Source organism: Streptomyces sp. Root431 (genome assembly GCF_001426585.1).
GTDB classification, from domain to species: Bacteria; Actinomycetota; Actinomycetes; order Streptomycetales; family Streptomycetaceae; genus Streptomyces; species Streptomyces stackebrandtii.
On the sequence record NZ_LMEI01000009.1, the window covers coordinates 843,529 to 858,617 of the forward strand.

Genomic DNA, 15,089 nt, shown 5'->3' on the forward strand with positions numbered 1-15,089 from the left:
CGCATGACCGACAGACGGCCCATGTCCCGTCCCGGACGCGGAACACACCACAGGGGGAAGACACCTCATGCGTTCTGTACGACTCATACCCGCCGTCCTCGGCCTGGTCACGGCGCTCGCGCTGACGGCCACGGCCTGTGGACCCACCGAGACCCCGGCCGCCGACAAGCCGGCCGCGGGGGCGAGCAGCTCCGCGCCCGCCACCGACGACGCCGGTGGCGGCGACCTCGCCAAGGACCTGGCCGACAAGCTGAAGAAGCACGGCGTCGACCTGGACAAGTGGAAGGACGGCGAGTGGAAGAACTGGGACGAGGCGACCTGGCTCCGTGAGGCCGAGGACTTCATGAACCCGGTGATCGACGGCCTCTGGGACCCGACGCGCATGCAGTCGGCGAAGAGCCCGGAGCAGACGATCACCGCGCAGGCCGGCACGGGCGGCACGGATCCGACGCCCCGGCCCGTCAAGGCGCAGCGCGAGAAGACGCCGTACCACCGCAACGCGGCCCCGGTCGGGAAGATCTTCTTCGACGCGCCCGAGGGTCACATGGTCTGCTCCGGCACCATCGTGAAGGACCCGCGCCGGCCCGGGAAGTCCAACATGGTCTGGACGGCCGGGCACTGCGTCCACGCGGGCAAGAGCGGCGGCTGGTACCGCAACATCACCTTCGTGCCGGCCTACAACGACCTCGGCAAGTCGGCCGCGGCCCTGGACAACGCGCAGCCGCACGAGATCGCGCCCTACGGCCAGTACTGGGCCGACTGGGCCGTGACCTCGGGCGATTGGATCCAGCGGGGCGGCACGAACCAGGCCTGGCCGTACGACTACGCCGTGCTGCACGTGCAGCCCGAGCGGGGCGGCAAGTCGCTGGAGGAGACCGTCGGCGCCGCACTGCCGGTCGACTTCTCCGCTCCGTCGGCCGCGCAGGCCGGGACGATGGGCGCCTGGGGCTACCCGCAGGCTCCGCCGTACAACGGTCTGATCATGCACAAGTGCCTCGACCGCGCGACGCGGCTCACCACGGCTCCGGCCACGCCGACGATGTACCGGATCGGCTGCACGATGACCGCCGGTTCCTCGGGCGGCGGCTGGTTCCGTGTGCTGCCGAACGGGAAGACGGCGCTCGTGTCGAACACCTCGATCGGCCCGGCCGGCAGCAACGGCTGGCTCGCCGGACCGCAGCTGGGCAAGGGCGCCAAGGCTGCCCACGAGATGGTCAGCAAGAAGTTCGCCCGCTGACCCGAGCGATCGCACCGCAGGACGTCCATGACCGAGGGCGCTGTCCTCCTCCCCCGAACAGGAGGAGGACAGCGCCCTCAGTGCGTGCCGTGGATCAGTGCGTCAGTGCGCGGCGGGAACGTACGGCGCGAGCATCGCCGCCAGCTCCTCGTGCACCCGCGCCTTGAGCAGGGTGCCCTCCGGGGTGTGCTCCTCGGACTGCACCTCGCCTTCGGCGTGCACCCGCGAGACGAGACCGCCCTGCGTGTACGGCACGAGGGCCTCCAGCTCGACCTCGGGGCGCGGCAGTTCGGCGTCGATGAGCGCGAGCAGCTGCTCGATGCCCTGGCCCGAGCGGGCCGAGACGGCGATGGAGTGCTTCTCCATCCGCAGCAGGCGCTGGAGGACCAACGGGTCCGCCGCGTCCGCCTTGTTGACGACGACGATCTCCTTGACGTTCACCGCGCCGACGTCCCGGAAGACCTCGCGCACGGCGGCCAGCTGCTCCTCCGGGGCGGGGTGGGAGCCGTCCACCACGTGCAGGATGAGGTCGGAGTCGCCGACCTCCTCCATGGTGGAGCGGAACGCCTCGACCAGGTGGTGCGGCAGGTGCCGGACGAAGCCGACGGTGTCGGCCAGGGTGTAGACCCGGCCGGTGGGCGTCTCGGCCCGGCGCACGGTCGGGTCGAGGGTGGCGAACAGGGCGTTCTCCACGAGGACGCCCGCGCCGGTGAGGCGGTTGAGCAGGGAGGACTTGCCGGCGTTGGTGTATCCGGCGATGGCGACCGACGGCACCTTGTTGCGACGGCGCTCCTGGCGCTTGATGTCGCGGCCGGTCTTCATCTCCGCGATCTCCCGGCGCATCTTCGCCATCTTCTCGCGGATGCGGCGCCGGTCGGTCTCGATCTTGGTCTCACCGGGACCGCGGGTGGCCATGCCGCCACCGCCGCCGCCGCCCATCTGACGGGACAGCGACTGGCCCCAGCCTCGCAGTCGCGGCAGCATGTACTGCATCTGCGCGAGCGCGACCTGCGCCTTGCCCTCTCGGGACTTGGCGTGCTGGGCGAAGATGTCGAGGATGAGGGCGGTCCGGTCGACCACCTTCACCTTGACGACGTCTTCGAGGGCGATGAGCTGGCCGGGGCTGAGCTCGCCGTCGCAGACGACGGTATCGGCGCCGGTCTCGACCACGATGTCGCGCAGCTCGCGTGCCTTGCCGGAGCCGATGAAGGTCGCCGGGTCCGGCTTGTCACGGCGCTGGATCACGCCGTCGAGCACGAGGGCGCCCGCCGTCTCGGCGAGGGCCGCGAGCTCCGCCAGGGAGTTCTCCGCGTCCTGCACGGTCCCCGAGGTCCAGACGCCGACCAGCACGACGCGCTCCAGGCGCAGCTGGCGGTACTCGACCTCGGTGACGTCCTCGAGCTCGGTGGAGAGGCCCGCGACGCGGCGCAGGGCCGCGCGCTCGGAGCGGTCGAACTGCTCGCCGTCCCGCTCTCCGTCGATCTCGTGGCTCCAGGCGACGTCCTCTTCCATCAGGGCATCGGCCCGAAGGCTCTCGGTACGGCTCGTCTCCGCGAAGCTCTGCTCGTCCTGGGAAGGGGAAGAAGAGGAGGTCATTGGGTCCTAACGTCGAATGACGTCGCCTGACAGCGACGAAGATGAATCTGTATTCGTCGCAACGCGTGACGGCACCGGAAGATTCCCGGTTCCGGCCGCGTCGCCGACCTGACGATGGTGGCACGGCCCTGGCGGGCCCGTCACCCGGGTTTCGGCGTGTTCCTCGCGGCTTCGACCGGGAGCGAGCGCCAGTCGGGGTGCCCGGGCATGGGCGGGGTCTTCGCCGCGTACAGCCAGTCACGGAAGAAGGCGGTGAGGTCCCGGCCGGCGATCGCGGAGGCCAGGGCGGTGAAGTCGGCGGTGGTGGCGGTGGAGTCCCGGTGGTCGGCGACCCAGCGGCGCTCCAGGCGCCGGAAGGCCTCGGTGCCGATCTCCTGGCGGAGCGCGTAGAGGACGAGGGCGCTGCCGTCGTAGACGACGGGCCGGAAGAGGCTGATCTTGTGACCGGGCGAGGGCGGCTCGGGCGCGGCGGGCGGGCCGCCGTCGGCGCGCCACTCGTCGGAGGCCGCGTAGGCCGCCTTCATGCGCCGCTCCATGGACTTTCCGGCCTTCTCCTCCGCGTACAGCGCCTCGTACCAGCTCGCGTGTCCTTCGTTGAGCCAGAGGTCGGACCAGGTGCGGGGCGAGACGCTGTCGCCGAACCACTGGTGGGCCAGCTCGTGCACCATGATCGATTCGATGTACCACTCGGGGTAGCCGGGCTCCGTGAAGATGCCGCGCTCGAAGAGGGAGAGGGTCTGCGTCTCCAGCTCGAAGCCCGTGTCGGCGTCGGCGACGAGCACGCCGTACGTCTCGAAGGGGTACGGGCCGACCTGCCGCTCCATCCACTCCAGGTGGCCGGGGGTCTTGCGCAGCCAGGGCTCCATCAGCTTCCGGTCGGCGGTCCGCACGACGTCCCGTACGGGCAGGCCGCGGGGGCCGGTCCGGTGCACGACGGTGGAGCTGCCGATGGAGATCTGGGCGAGCTCGGTGGCCATGGGGTGGTGGGAGCGGTACGTCCAGGTGGTGGTGGCGCCGTGCTCGACGCGGCCTGCGGGCAGACCGTTGGCGACGGCGGTGAGCGCGCTGGGGGCGGTGATCCGGAAGGTGAAGTACGCCTTGTCGGCGGGGTGGTCGTTGGACGGGAAGACGCGGTGGGCGGCGTCCGCCTGGTTGGCCATGGCGAGGCCGTCGCCGGTCCGGACCCAGCCGCCGGTGTCGGCGGGGCCGGTGGGGTCGCTGGTGTGCGTGATGGTGATCTCGATCGGCTCGCCGGCGTCGATCGGCACGGCGGGGGTGACGACCAGGTCCTCGCCGCTGCTCGCGAAGGAGGCCGGCAGGTCGTCGACGGTGACGGCGGAGACGGTCCCGTGGGTGAAGTCGAGGTTGAGCCGTTCCAGGTCCTCGGTGGCGAGGGCGTCGATCCGGGTCACGGCGGCGAGCGGCTTCGTGTTGACGCCCGGATAGGTGAGGTCGAGGTCGTACGCGAGGACGTCGTAGCCGGGGTTGCCGAGGTGCGGGAAGAGCGGGTCGCCGATGCCGAGGGGTGCCGGGGCGGGCAGCGCGGCGGCGATGAGCCCGGTCGAGGCGGCGACGAGGACGGCTGCGCGCAGCCACCGGGCGCGGCGCAGGGGGTTTCGGACGAGCGGCATGGGCCAGGCCTTTCCGGAGGACTGGCCCTACGGCTACCAGGGGTTTCCCCGCTCCTCCGGGCGGCGCGCTCGCCCACCACCCGAAGGAGGTCACGTCACGGGGTCGGGTCAGGCGGTCGCGTCATGCAGTCGAATCATGCGGTCGCGTCATGCGGTCCGGTCGTTCGTTCCGGTCGTTCGTTCCGGTTCTGGGGCACGTCACGTCTCGCGCGGCTCGGTCGTCCTCCGGCGGCGGGCTCGGTTCACGTCGTACACCCCCGGTACGTCCCGCATGGCCCGCATCAGGGCGGGGAGCCCGGCCGCGTCGGGGAGGTGGAGGGTGTACGTGTGGCGGACCCGCTGTTCGCTGGGCGGCTCGACGGTCGCGGAGACGACGGCGGCCCCGGCGGTGGCGATGGCCTCGGTGAGGTCGGCGAGGAGACGCGGCCGGCCGAAGGACTCGGCGACGAGGGTGACCCGGCACTGGGCGGTGTCGCCCCAGCGGACGGCGACGGGCTCGCGGCCCACCGCGCGCATGGTCTCGACGGCCGCGCAGCCGGCCCGGTGCACGGTGACCGAGCCGCCGCGGACGCGGAATCCGGTGATCTCGTCGGGCGGTACGGGCGTGCAACAGCCGGCGGGGCGTACGGCGGCGGGCGGCTCGCCCTCCAGGTCGGCGTGGAGCTCGGCGCCGGAGCGCCGGTCGGCGGTGACGTTGACCTGGGGCCGGGGGCCCGCGTCCGCGGGGGCCGCGGCGGCCTCGGGGTGGGCCTGGAGCCAGCCGGTGATCGCGATCCGGGCGGCGGCGGTACGGGCGTGGTCGAGCCACTCGGGAGAGGGCCCTGAGACGGACCCGGACGCGGAGGGCGTGTCCTGGGAGAGCAGCAGCTGGACGGTGTCCCCGTCGCCGAGGACGGTGCTCAGGGGGGCGAGGCGGCCGTTGACCCGCGCTCCGAGGCAGCCGTGGGCGGCCTCGCCGTGCTGCGCGTAGGCGGCGTCCACGCAGCTGGCTCCGGCGGGCAGGCTGATCGTGCCCGGGGTGCCGCCGTCGGCGCGGAAGACGGTGATCTCGTCGTCCTCGGCGAGGTGGGCGCGGAGCGAGCTCCAGAAGGTGTCGGGGTCGGGGGCGGACTGCTGCCAGTCGAGGAGCCGGGAGAGCCAGCCGGGGCGGGTGGGGTCGACGCGCTCGCCGTCCTCGGGCTGCGGGTCGGGGGCGAGGGCGCGCTGCCCGGTGGGGGGCGTCGGGCCGGCGTACGGTTCCTGGCCCGCGTACGGATTGCCGAGGGCGACGACTCCGGCCTCGGCGACCGTGTGCATCCGATGGGTCCGGATGAGGATCTCGGCCACGGCCCCGTCGGGGGCGGCGATCGCGGTGTGCAGGGACTGGTAGAGGTTGAACTTGGGGACCGCGATGAAGTCCTTGAACTCGGAGATCACCGGGGTGAAGCAGGTGTGGAGCTCGCCCAGGACCCCGTAGCAGTCGGCGTCCTCGGCGACGAGGACGAGAAGCCGTCCGAAGTCGCAGCCGCGCAGGTCGCCGCGCTTGAGGCGGACGCGGTGCACGGAGACGAAGTGCCGTGGCCGGACGAGGACCTCGGCGCCGATGCCGGCTTCGCGGAGGACGGCGCCGACCTGCTCGGCCACAGCGTCCAGCGCGTCCACCGCGTGGGAGTTGTCGGCGATGAGCCTGCGGGTGTTCTCGTACTCCTCGGGGTGGAGGATCGCGAAGACGAGGTCCTCGAGCTCGGTCTTGAGGGCCTGGACGCCGAGCCGTTCGGCGAGCGGGATGAGGAAGTCCCGGGTGACCTTCGCGATCCTGGCCTGTTTCTCGGGCCGCATCACGCCGAGGGTGCGCATGTTGTGGAGCCGGTCGGCGAGTTTGATCGACATGACCCGGACGTCGTCGCCGGTGGCGACGAGCATCTTGCGGAAGGTCTCGGGCTCGGCGGCGGCGCCGTAGTCGATCTTCTCCACCTTGGTGACGCCGTCGACGAGGTAGGCGACTTCGTCGCCGAACTCCCTCCGCACCTGGTCGAGCGTCACCTCGGTGTCCTCGACGGTGTCGTGGAGGAGCGAGGCGGTGAGGGTCGTGGTCTCCGCGCCGAGTTCGGCGAGGATGAGCGTGACCGCGAGCGGGTGGGTGATGTACGGCTCGCCGCTCTTGCGGAACTGGCCGCGGTGCGAGGACTCGGCGAGGACGTAGGCCCGGCGGAGGACCGCGAGGTCGGCGTCGGGGTGGTGGGCCCGGTGCGCCTCGGCGACGTGGCTGATGGCGTCGGGCAGGCGGTCACGGGGAGCCGGTCCCGCGGTGGCGCCGAGCAGGGCGGCGCGGCCGAGGCGGCGCAGGTCGATCCGGGCGCGTCCGCGTCTGCGGGCGGTCGTGTCGGTGACGGCGGCGTCGGCCGCGCTCACAGGGTTGGTGGCCTCTGCGCTCATGGGGCACCTCCGGCAACGTCGACCGGCGGTGGGCGGGCCAGGCGTGCCCTGGGGGCCGGTGCTTGATGCTACCGACCCCACCACGTGGCGCAGTCACGCTCTCGCTCAGCGTGAATCGGATCACCCATTCGAGCGACAAATCAGTCGTTGACTGTTTCGATTCCCTGCGTTCTTACGGGAACGGACCCGACCTAAACGGACTCGGCGGCAACGGACCCGGTGGGGTCCGACAGCCACGCCGGGTCGACCGTGCCCTCGGCGACGATGACGGCGGGGCCGGTCATCTCGATCTCGCCGTCGGGGTGCTCGGTGATGACGAGGGTCCCGCCGAGGACGTCGACGGTGTACGTGACGGGGGCGCCGCTCGTGGCGGGGTCGGCACCGTCCCGGCGGGCGGTGGCGACGGCGACGGCGCACGCGCCCGTGCCGCAGGAGCGGGTCTCGGCGGCGCCGCGCTCGTGGACGCGCATGGCGACGTGCCGGGGGCCCCGGTCGGCGACGAACTCGATGTTCACCCCGTCCGGGTAGACCGCGGCGGGCTCGTAGGGCGGCTCGGTGAAGAGGTTGCCCGCGTGTCCGAGGTCCTCGACGAACGCGACCGCGTGCGGATTGCCCATGTTCACGTTCCGCGCGGGCCAGCTACGGCCGTCGACGGTGACGGTGACCCCGGCGTCGGACAGGACCGCGCGGCCCATGGAGACGGTGACGGAGCCGTCCTTGTCGAGGTGGACGCGCTTGACCCCGCCGCGGGTGGCGACGGCGACCTCGCCGGCGGTGACGTGCCCGGCGTGCTCCAGGTAGCGGGCGAACACCCGCACTCCGTTGCCACACATCTCGGCGACCGAGCCGTCGGCGTTCCGGTAGTCCATGAACCACTCGGCCTCGTCGGCCAGGTGCCGCACCTCGGGGTGGGCGGCGCTGCGCACGACGTGCAGCAGCCCGTCCCCGCCGATGCCGGCGCGCCGGTCGCAGAGCCGGGCCACGACGGCCGGGCTCAGCTCGACGGCGTTGTCCGCGTCGGGGACGATCACGAAGTCGTTCTCGGTGCCGTGGCCCTTGAGGAAGGGGAGCGGCGAGGTCTGCGTGCTGGTCACGAGATCAACTGTACGGGGCGGGTCCGACAGGCGGCGCGGCCGTCCACAGGGCGGGCCGGGCCCGGGCCTCGGAGGCCCACCCCTCAGCGGCTCAGCGGAGGCGGGCGACGCGCCAGACGGCCAGGGCGACCAGGACGCCGATCGTGGCCACGTACAGGCCGAGGACGCGCCAGTCGGGGCGCTCGCCCGAGCCGCGCTGCGGAAGACCGGGCCAGGTGTAGCCGACCTTGCGGGCGGCCATCATGCCCCAGCCCGCCGCGCAGGAGCTGATCAGCAGTCCGAGCATGGCGAGGACGGCGCCGCCGTCGCCTGAGCCGAAGGCGAGCGGGAAGGCGAACATCAGGGAGCCGACGGCGGCGAGGGCGACGATCGGGGCGATCTGCCAGATCCGCAGGCGTCGCTGCGGCCTGAGCTCGACCTCGACCTCGTCGGCGTCCACCTCGACGGCGGTGCCTTCCGCGTCGTCAGGACCGTCCGGTGTCAGGCCCGGGGCCCCGACCTGGGCTTCGCCCGTCGAGTCGCCCAGGACCGCTTCCTGCTGTTCTCTGTCGCGAGGGCCGGCCTCCATCGCCACGCGCCCTCCCCACTCGGACTCCACTTGGTCGATCGATGCTCGATGATGGCACGCTCGCGACCGCCTCCATGACGAGCAGGGCGTCCCGATGCCATCACGTGATCAGGCTGTAACCGCTCGTTCGACCAACGACAGCGCCTCCCGCGGGAGTTCCCCGCGGTGATCGGCGGCTCCGCTGAGCCAGTGGACGCGCGGGTCGCGGCGGAACCAGGAGTCCTGGCGGCGGGCGAAGCGCTTGGTGGCGCGCACGGTCTCCGCGCGCGCCTCGTCCTCGGTGCACTCCCCCGCGAGCGCGGCGAGCACCTGCTGGTAGCCGAGGGCGCGGGCGGCGGTGCGGCCCTCGCGCAGGCCCTGGGCCTCCAGGGTGCGCACCTCGTCGACGAGGCCGGCCTCCCACATGCGGTCCACGCGCGCGGCGATCCGCTCGTCCAGCTCGGGGCGGGCGACGTCGACGCCGATCTGGACGGTGTCGTAGACGGAGTCGGGGCCGGGCAGGTTGGCGGTGAAGGGCTTGCCCGTGATCTCGATGACCTCGAGCGCGCGGACGATGCGGCGTCCGTTGCTGGGCAGGATCGCGCGGGCCGCCTCGGGGTCGGCCTCGGCGAGCCGGGCGTGCAGGACGCCGGAGCCGCGCTCTTCCAGTTCGGCCTCCAGCCGGGCCCGGACGGCGGGGTCGGTGCCGGGGAACTCCAGGGCGTCGACGGCCCCCCGTACGTACAGGCCTGAGCCGCCGACGAGGACCGGGGTGCGGCCCGCGGCGAGCAGCCGGTCGATCTCGGCGCGGGCCAGGCGCTGGTACTCGGCGACGCTGGCGGCCTCCGTCACGTCCCAGATGTCGAGGAGGTGGTGCGGGACGCCGTCCCGTTCCTCCATCGTCAGTTTGGCGGTCCCGATGTCCATCCCCCGGTAGAGCTGCATCGAGTCGGCGTTGACGACCTCGCCGCCGAGCTGTTGGGCCAGAAATACGCCCAGATCGGACTTTCCGGCCGCAGTGGGACCGACGACGGCGATGACCCGCGGGGCGGGAGCTGCGCTTCTCACCGCACCAGTCTCGCAAACCTCCCGACCCGTCCCCGAATGAGCTACGTGACGACCCCCATCCGGCTTCGTTGCCTGTTGCGAGGTTCCGGCCGTCGATCGCCGCCGAGCCCCTCCCATCCGAGTACGCTATGGAGTGAATATGGGCGTTTTTGCAGTGTTTCGCCGTAAGAAGAAGGATGTGGTCGAGGCCTCGTCGGAGGAGACCGGGGTCGCCGGGACGCCGGTTGACGACGTGACGGAGGCCGGGGCGGAGAGCCGCACCGAGACCGAGATCACGGTGGAGTCCGAGGCCGGAGCCGAGGTCCGGGTCGAGGTCGGGGCCGGTACCGATACCGATACCGGTGCCGCTGACGTCGTCGAGGCCACGGCCAAGGCCGACGCCGACGACGCCGCGGACGATGCGGACGCCGCGGAAGGGCTCGGCACGGACGAGGAGGCGGCCGGAGCGGTCGCCTCCGAGGTCGTGGAGATCCCGAAGCAGCAGTCGGCCGAGGCCGCCGCGGACAACGAGGCAGGCGAAGGCGCCCGCAAGTAGGCCCCCGGGGTCCTGGGGGCAGGACACGGAGTACGGACCCCGAGGGGGTCCGCGGAGGGAAGGTGCCCCATGGGTCTCCTGGATTCGCTGAAGGCCAAGCTCACCCCGGCCAAGGACAAGGTGGCCGACCTCGCGCAGCAGCACGGGGAGAAGATCGACCACGGCCTCGACAAGGCGGCGAAGCTGGTCGACGAGAAGACCAAGGGCAAGTACAGCGACAAGATCCAGTCCGGTACGGGCAAGGCCAAGGACGCGCTGGACCGGATCGGCCACAAGGACGACGACACGCCCGGGAGCGGCGGCACGACCCCGCCGCCGACCGCCTGACGGCCGGCGTCACCCGCACATCACAGTCCCTCCGCACGGCGGACGGCCGCGGAGCATCGCGCTCCGCGGCCGTCCGCCGTTCTTCTGCCGCTCTTCCACGGCACTGCTGCTCTCCTGCGGCTCTTCCGCCGTCCGTGCTGCCGCTGCGTCAGGACCAGGCGGCGACGACGTACTCCACGCCGTACGGGGCGTCCTCGTGGAGGAGCCGGCCTTCGAGCCCCGCGCCCTCGGCGGCGCCCGCCAGGACCTGCCAGGGCGCGCGGCCGGCCGCCTTCAGCTCGTACGCGAGCTCCTCGTCCAGCGCGAGCAGCGCGGCCACGTCGGCCGTGCCCAGCGCGCGGGCGGCCTCCGCGTCGAAGCCGGCCGCCCGCTCGTCCAGGTAGCCGGGCGCCTTCACGGTCCGGCAGGCGCTGCCGTCGCCCATCACGAGCAGGGCGACCCGCTCGGCGGAGGCGGCGAGTTCACGGCCGGTCGCGGCGCAGGCCCCGGCCGCCTCCCGCTCGTCCACGCCCCGGCCCTCGACGGGCGCGTCGGCCCAGTCGGCGCGGCCGAGCAGCCAGGCGCCGACGGCGAGGCTCGCGGGCAGCGGGCGGGCGGCGGCGGGCCCGTCGCCGAGCCGTACGGAGAGGTCGACCCCGAAGCCGGCGAAGGAGCCCGTCGAACCGGCCGGGAAGACGCCGGCGGCGCCCTCGGCGACGGGCCCGACGACGTACAGCCGGTCGGGGCGCGAGGCGGCGAGCAGTCCGACGGCGTCGGCGCAGGCGGTGCGCGCGGCGTCCAGCTCGGGGGCGGCGCCGGTCGCGACCTCGGGCAGGAGGAGCGGCGGGCAGGGGCAGACGGCTGCGGCGACAAGCATGATCCGCACCCTACTGCGCGACCGTAGCCGCGCCTTCGTCACCGCACTGCGCGACCGTGCCCGCGCCCGCGTCACGGCACTGCGCAGCCGTAGCCGCGCCCCCGTCACCGCGCTTCGCGCGGCTACGCCCGCGTCACCGCCCCCGGGGTGTCAGTGGCTCCCGCAGGCCGGTGCGTCGGCGACCGGGAGGGGCTCCGGGACGCCGATCTTCGGGAGGCCGAGCAGGACGCCCGCCGGCTTCGCCGCGGCCGCCGTGGTGCGCTTCTCCCAGGCGTCGCCCGCGCGGGTACGGCGTACCGACGTCGTCGGGCCCTCGGCGAGCAGGTGGTGCGGGGCGGCGTAGGTGATCTCGACGATCACGACGTCGCCGGGCCGGACGTCCTGCTCCGGCTTGGTGAAGTGGACGAGGCGGTTGTCGGGGGCGCGGCCGGAGAGGCGGAGCGTGGCGCCGTCCTTGCGGCCCTCGCCCTCGGCAACCATGACCTCCAGGGTGCGGCCGACCTGCTTCTTGTTCTCCTCCCAGGAGATCTCCTCCTGGAGCGCGACGAGGCGCATGTAGCGCTCCTGCACGACGTCCTTGGGGATCTGGCCGTCCATGTCGGCGGCCGGGGTGCCGGGGCGCTTGGAGTACTGGAAGGTGAAGGCGTTCGCGAAGCGGGCCTCGCGGACGGTGTGCATCGTCTGCTCGAAGTCCTCCTCGGTCTCGCCGGGGAAGCCCACGATGATGTCGGTGGAGATGGCGGCGTGCGGGATGGCCGCGCGGACCTTCTCGATGATCCCGAGGAAACGCTCCTGCCGGTACGAGCGGCGCATCGCGCGGAGGATCGAGTCCGAACCGGACTGGAGCGGCATGTGCAGCTGCGGCATGACGTTCGGGGTCTCGGCCATGGCCGCGATCACGTCGTCGGTGAAGTCGCGGGGGTGCGGGGAGGTGAAGCGGACCCGCTCCAGGCCCTCGATCTGCCCGCAGGCCCGCAGCAGCTTCGAGAAGGCCTCGCGGTCCCCCAGGTCCGATCCGTACGCGTTGACGTTCTGGCCGAGCAGGGTGATCTCGGAGACGCCCTCGGCGACCAGGGCCTCGATCTCGGCGAGGATGTCGCCGGGACGGCGGTCCTCCTCCTTGCCGCGCAGCGCCGGGACGATGCAGAAGGTGCAGGTGTTGTTGCAGCCGACGGAGATCGACACCCAGGCGGCGTAGGCGGACTCTCGGCGCGTCGGCAGCGTCGAGGGGAAGGCCTCGAGGGACTCGGCGATCTCGATCTGCGCCTCCTCCTGGATGCGGGCGCGCTCCAGGAGCACCGGCAGCTTGCCGATGTTGTGCGTACCGAAGACCACGTCGACCCAGGGGGCCCTCTTGACGATGGTGTCGCGGTCCTTCTGCGCGAGACAGCCGCCGACGGCGATCTGCATGCCGGGGCGCGTGGTCTTCATCGGGGCGAGCCGGCCGAGGTTGCCGTACAGCTTGTTGTCGGCGTTCTCGCGGACCGCGCAGGTGTTGAAGACCACGACGTCGGCGTCGCCGTCGGAGCCGCTGGGGGCCTTGACGTAACCCGCCTCTTCCAGCAGACCGGAGAGCCGCTCGGAGTCGTGCACGTTCATCTGGCACCCGTAGGTGCGGACCTCGTAGGTCTTGGATCCTTCAACACTCACTGCGGGACTCCGGTCGCTGCTGCTGGTCATGGTGACCAGGGTAGGCGCTCCCGGGAGTGCCCCCGCTGGTTCTCATCAAGCCACCCTTCGAACCGTTCACACATGACGATGTTCGTTCTCACATCCTCGTGGTAGAAATGAGTCATGGGTGTCGCCAATCGTCTGGACCTGACCCTGCGATTGGTGCAGGGCTCCGACCGGGTTTCCGTGTCGGAGCTCTCCCATCGACTGGGCGTATCGGAAATGACCGTGCGCAGGGATCTCGACGCGCTGGAGCGTCAGGGACTCGTGCGCCGGGTGCACGGCGGTGCCGTCGCCACGCGCGTACGGGACGAGCAGGCCGGCTTCTCGGCGCGGGAGCCGTGGCAGGCCGCGACCAAGGACCGGCTGGGCGCGGCCGCGGCGGCGCTGGTGGAGCCGGGTTCGCGCGTCCTCTTGGACGCGGGGACCACGACCGTGCACGTCGCCGAGCACCTCGCCGCCCGCGGCCCGCTGACGGTCGCCGTGCTCAGCATCCAGGCGGCGGTGGTCCTGGCCGACAGGCCCGGGATCGACCTCCTGGTCGTCGGCGGCCGTTCCCGGCCCGGCGAGCGCTCGCTCGTCGGCCCGCTCGCCCTGCGCACGCTGGAGTCGCTGGCCTTCGACTGTTTCGTGATGTCCATCGGCGGGGTGCACGCCGAGCACGGCTGGTCGGAGTTCTCCCTGGACGACGCGGCCGTGAAGCAGGCCGGGCTCGCCCGGGCCGCGCGCACGGTCTCGGTGGCGGACGCCACCAAGCTCGGGGTACGGGCCTTCAGCCGGGTCGCCCCGCTCGACGCCGCGCACCACTTCGTCACCGACCGGGCCGCCGAGGACGCCGCCACGCACCCCGGTGGCCCCCAGACCCTGGAGGCGCTGCGGGACGCGGGCGTCGACGTCCGGCTGGCCTGAAACCGCGCACCACATCTGTATGCGTATCCGCCCACGTCCACGTACCCGTACCCGTACCCGTACCCGTACGCATCCACGTACCCGTACACCGCCACGTACCCGTGCCCGTACACGTACCGAGGAGTGCCGTTCGTGACCACCGTTCCCCGCCCGCTGATGATCCTCGTCGCCGGCCCCTACCGCTCGGGCACCGGCGACGACCCCTGCAAGCTCGAAGCCAACGTCCGGGCCATGAACGAGGCCGCGCTCGTCCTCTTCCGCGCCGGGCACCTGCCCGTCACCGGCGAGGCCCTCGCCCTCCCGCTCCTGGAGACCGCCGGCAGCGCCCGCCCCGGCGACGCGCTCTTCCAGGAGATCTTCCACCCGGTCGCCGAGCGGCTGCTCTCCCGCTGCGACGCGGTCCTGCGGATCGGCGGCCCGTCGGAGGGAGCGGACATGATGGTCGCCCAGGCCCGTGAGCAGGGCAAGGACGTCTACGGTTCCCTCGCCGCCGTCCCGGCCGTCGTCCCAGCCGCCGCCCGATGACCGCCGGCATCGACACCCCGGACCGCCGGGGCCGCACCGGTCTCGACCGGCAGGGCCGCGACCTGACCGGCAACCCGCGCGTGCGGATCCTCGACGTGGAGGTGCTGTCCTGCGACTGGTACGTCCTGCGCAAGACCACCTTCGACTACCGGCACAGCGACGGGCACTGGAGCCGGGAGCAGCGCGAGACCCACGACCGCGGGGACGGCGCGACCGTCCTGCTCCACAACACCGCACGCCGTACGGTCCTGCTGACCCGTCAGTTCCGGCTCCCCGCCTACGTCAACGGGCACCCCGACGGCATGCTCATCGAAACCGCCGCCGGGCTCCTGGACGGCGACAGGCCGGAGGAGGCGATCCGCCGGGAGGCCGCCGAGGAGACCGGGCACACCATCGGGGCCGCGGAGCACGTCTTCGACGTCTACATGAGCCCCGGCTCGGTCACCGAGCGGCTGCACTTCTTCGCCGCCCCGTACGAGACGGCGGACTTCTCCGGCGGTGGCGGCGGAATCGCCGCCGAGGGCGAGGACATCACGACCGTGGAGCTCCCCTTCGCCGAGGCGCTTGCCATGGTCCGCGACGGCCGGATCGCCGACGCCAAGACGATCATGCTGCTCCAGTGGGCGGCGCTCGACGGACCGTTCCGGCCGGAGTGACGACCCTGCGGTTTTCCGCAGG

14 protein-coding genes are annotated in these 15,089 nt (G+C 72.5%); 6 read left to right on the plus strand and 8 right to left on the minus strand.

The window, feature by feature from the left end:
* Nucleotides 1-67: 67 nt before the first annotated feature.
* Nucleotides 68-1,237 (plus strand): hypothetical protein, encoded by a 1,170-nt coding sequence (locus ASC82_RS17245; RefSeq protein ID WP_056648372.1) that lies wholly within the window; start codon nucleotides 68-70, stop codon nucleotides 1,235-1,237.
* Between the two features lie 102 nt (nucleotides 1,238-1,339).
* On the opposite strand, the gene hflX is transcribed toward ASC82_RS17245, so the two are convergent.
* The 6 genes from hflX to miaA form a co-directional block, all read right to left on the minus strand.
* The gene (gene hflX, locus ASC82_RS17250; RefSeq protein ID WP_024754926.1) at nucleotides 1,340-2,833 is read right to left on the minus strand and encodes a GTPase HflX; all 1,494 of its coding nucleotides are present in this window, start codon (nucleotides 2,831-2,833) and stop codon (nucleotides 1,340-1,342) included.
* 140 nt (nucleotides 2,834-2,973) lie between these two features.
* Nucleotides 2,974-4,464, minus strand: a complete 1,491-nt coding sequence (locus tag ASC82_RS17255) for a M1 family metallopeptidase (RefSeq protein WP_056648375.1) — start codon at nucleotides 4,462-4,464, stop codon at nucleotides 2,974-2,976.
* A 198-nt stretch (nucleotides 4,465-4,662) separates the two neighbouring features.
* Nucleotides 4,663-6,879: an HD domain-containing protein gene (locus ASC82_RS17260; RefSeq protein WP_056648378.1), complete on the minus strand. Its 2,217-nt coding sequence runs from the start codon at nucleotides 6,877-6,879 to the stop codon at nucleotides 4,663-4,665.
* 191 nt (nucleotides 6,880-7,070) lie between these two features.
* Nucleotides 7,071-7,973, minus strand: coding sequence for a diaminopimelate epimerase (gene dapF / locus ASC82_RS17265; RefSeq protein WP_056648381.1), 903 nt, complete (start codon nucleotides 7,971-7,973; stop codon nucleotides 7,071-7,073).
* Nucleotides 7,974-8,064: 91 nt separating this feature from the next.
* Nucleotides 8,065-8,541 (minus strand): hypothetical protein, encoded by a 477-nt coding sequence (locus ASC82_RS17270; RefSeq protein ID WP_056648384.1) that lies wholly within the window; start codon nucleotides 8,539-8,541, stop codon nucleotides 8,065-8,067.
* Nucleotides 8,542-8,649: 108 nt separating this feature from the next.
* The gene (gene miaA, locus ASC82_RS17275; RefSeq protein WP_024754921.1) at nucleotides 8,650-9,588 is read right to left on the minus strand and encodes a tRNA (adenosine(37)-N6)-dimethylallyltransferase MiaA; all 939 of its coding nucleotides are present in this window, start codon (nucleotides 9,586-9,588) and stop codon (nucleotides 8,650-8,652) included.
* A 178-nt stretch (nucleotides 9,589-9,766) separates the two neighbouring features.
* Between miaA and ASC82_RS29555 the strand changes: the two genes are divergently transcribed.
* Both ASC82_RS29555 and ASC82_RS17285 read left to right on the plus strand, forming a co-directional pair.
* Nucleotides 9,767-10,123, plus strand: a complete 357-nt coding sequence (locus tag ASC82_RS29555; protein WP_242427679.1) for a hypothetical protein — start codon at nucleotides 9,767-9,769, stop codon at nucleotides 10,121-10,123.
* A gap of 69 nt (nucleotides 10,124-10,192) precedes the next feature.
* Nucleotides 10,193-10,450: an antitoxin gene (locus tag ASC82_RS17285; protein ID WP_056648388.1), complete on the plus strand. Its 258-nt coding sequence runs from the start codon at nucleotides 10,193-10,195 to the stop codon at nucleotides 10,448-10,450.
* 148 nt (nucleotides 10,451-10,598) lie between these two features.
* On the opposite strand, the gene ASC82_RS17290 is transcribed toward ASC82_RS17285, so the two are convergent.
* Together ASC82_RS17290 and miaB are read right to left on the minus strand one after the other, a co-directional pair.
* The gene (locus tag ASC82_RS17290; RefSeq protein ID WP_056648672.1) at nucleotides 10,599-11,306 is read right to left on the minus strand and encodes a class III extradiol dioxygenase subunit B-like domain-containing protein; all 708 of its coding nucleotides are present in this window, start codon (nucleotides 11,304-11,306) and stop codon (nucleotides 10,599-10,601) included.
* Nucleotides 11,307-11,456: 150 nt separating this feature from the next.
* Entirely contained in the window at nucleotides 11,457-12,986 is a 1,530-nt protein-coding gene (miaB, locus tag ASC82_RS17295) for a tRNA (N6-isopentenyl adenosine(37)-C2)-methylthiotransferase MiaB (RefSeq protein WP_056648391.1), read from the minus strand.
* 114 nt (nucleotides 12,987-13,100) lie between these two features.
* Here miaB and ASC82_RS17300 point away from each other — a divergent pair, with 114 nt between their 5' ends.
* The 3 genes from ASC82_RS17300 to ASC82_RS17310 all read left to right on the plus strand — a co-directional run bounded on the left by ASC82_RS17300 (nucleotide 13,101) and on the right by ASC82_RS17310 (nucleotide 15,067).
* Nucleotides 13,101-13,886 carry a DeoR/GlpR family DNA-binding transcription regulator gene (locus tag ASC82_RS17300; protein ID WP_056648394.1) on the plus strand — a complete coding sequence of 262 codons (786 nt, stop codon included), beginning with the start codon at nucleotides 13,101-13,103 and terminating at the stop codon, nucleotides 13,884-13,886.
* A 156-nt stretch (nucleotides 13,887-14,042) separates the two neighbouring features.
* A complete protein-coding gene (locus ASC82_RS17305) occupies nucleotides 14,043-14,411 on the plus strand; it encodes a hypothetical protein (RefSeq protein WP_056648675.1) in 369 nt (122 codons plus the stop codon).
* Nucleotides 14,408-15,067: an NUDIX domain-containing protein gene (locus ASC82_RS17310; protein WP_056648397.1), complete on the plus strand. Its 660-nt coding sequence runs from the start codon at nucleotides 14,408-14,410 to the stop codon at nucleotides 15,065-15,067. Before ASC82_RS17305 ends, ASC82_RS17310 begins: the two co-directional genes overlap by 4 nt.
* Nucleotides 15,068-15,089 lie beyond the last annotated feature (22 nt).

Excerpts from the sequence above, each read along its gene's own strand:
- ASC82_RS17245 (WP_056648372.1), top strand. The coding sequence starts at position 68 with ATGCGTTCTGTACGACTCATACCCGCCGTCCTCGGCCTGGTCACGGCG.
- hflX (WP_024754926.1), bottom strand. The coding sequence starts at position 2,833 with ATGACCTCCTCTTCTTCCCCTTCCCAGGACGAGCAGAGCTTCGCGGAG.
- ASC82_RS17255 (WP_056648375.1), bottom strand. The coding sequence starts at position 4,464 with ATGCCGCTCGTCCGAAACCCCCTGCGCCGCGCCCGGTGGCTGCGCGCA.
- ASC82_RS17260 (WP_056648378.1), bottom strand. The coding sequence starts at position 6,879 with ATGAGCGCAGAGGCCACCAACCCTGTGAGCGCGGCCGACGCCGCCGTC.
- ASC82_RS17270 (WP_056648384.1), bottom strand. The coding sequence starts at position 8,541 with ATGGAGGCCGGCCCTCGCGACAGAGAACAGCAGGAAGCGGTCCTGGGC.
- ASC82_RS17285 (WP_056648388.1), top strand. The coding sequence starts at position 10,193 with ATGGGTCTCCTGGATTCGCTGAAGGCCAAGCTCACCCCGGCCAAGGAC.
- ASC82_RS17290 (WP_056648672.1), bottom strand. The coding sequence starts at position 11,306 with ATGCTTGTCGCCGCAGCCGTCTGCCCCTGCCCGCCGCTCCTCCTGCCC.
- miaB (WP_056648391.1), bottom strand. The coding sequence starts at position 12,986 with ATGACCAGCAGCAGCGACCGGAGTCCCGCAGTGAGTGTTGAAGGATCC.
- ASC82_RS17300 (WP_056648394.1), top strand. The coding sequence starts at position 13,101 with ATGGGTGTCGCCAATCGTCTGGACCTGACCCTGCGATTGGTGCAGGGC.
- ASC82_RS17305 (WP_056648675.1), top strand. The coding sequence starts at position 14,043 with ATGATCCTCGTCGCCGGCCCCTACCGCTCGGGCACCGGCGACGACCCC.
- ASC82_RS17310 (WP_056648397.1), top strand. The coding sequence starts at position 14,408 with ATGACCGCCGGCATCGACACCCCGGACCGCCGGGGCCGCACCGGTCTC.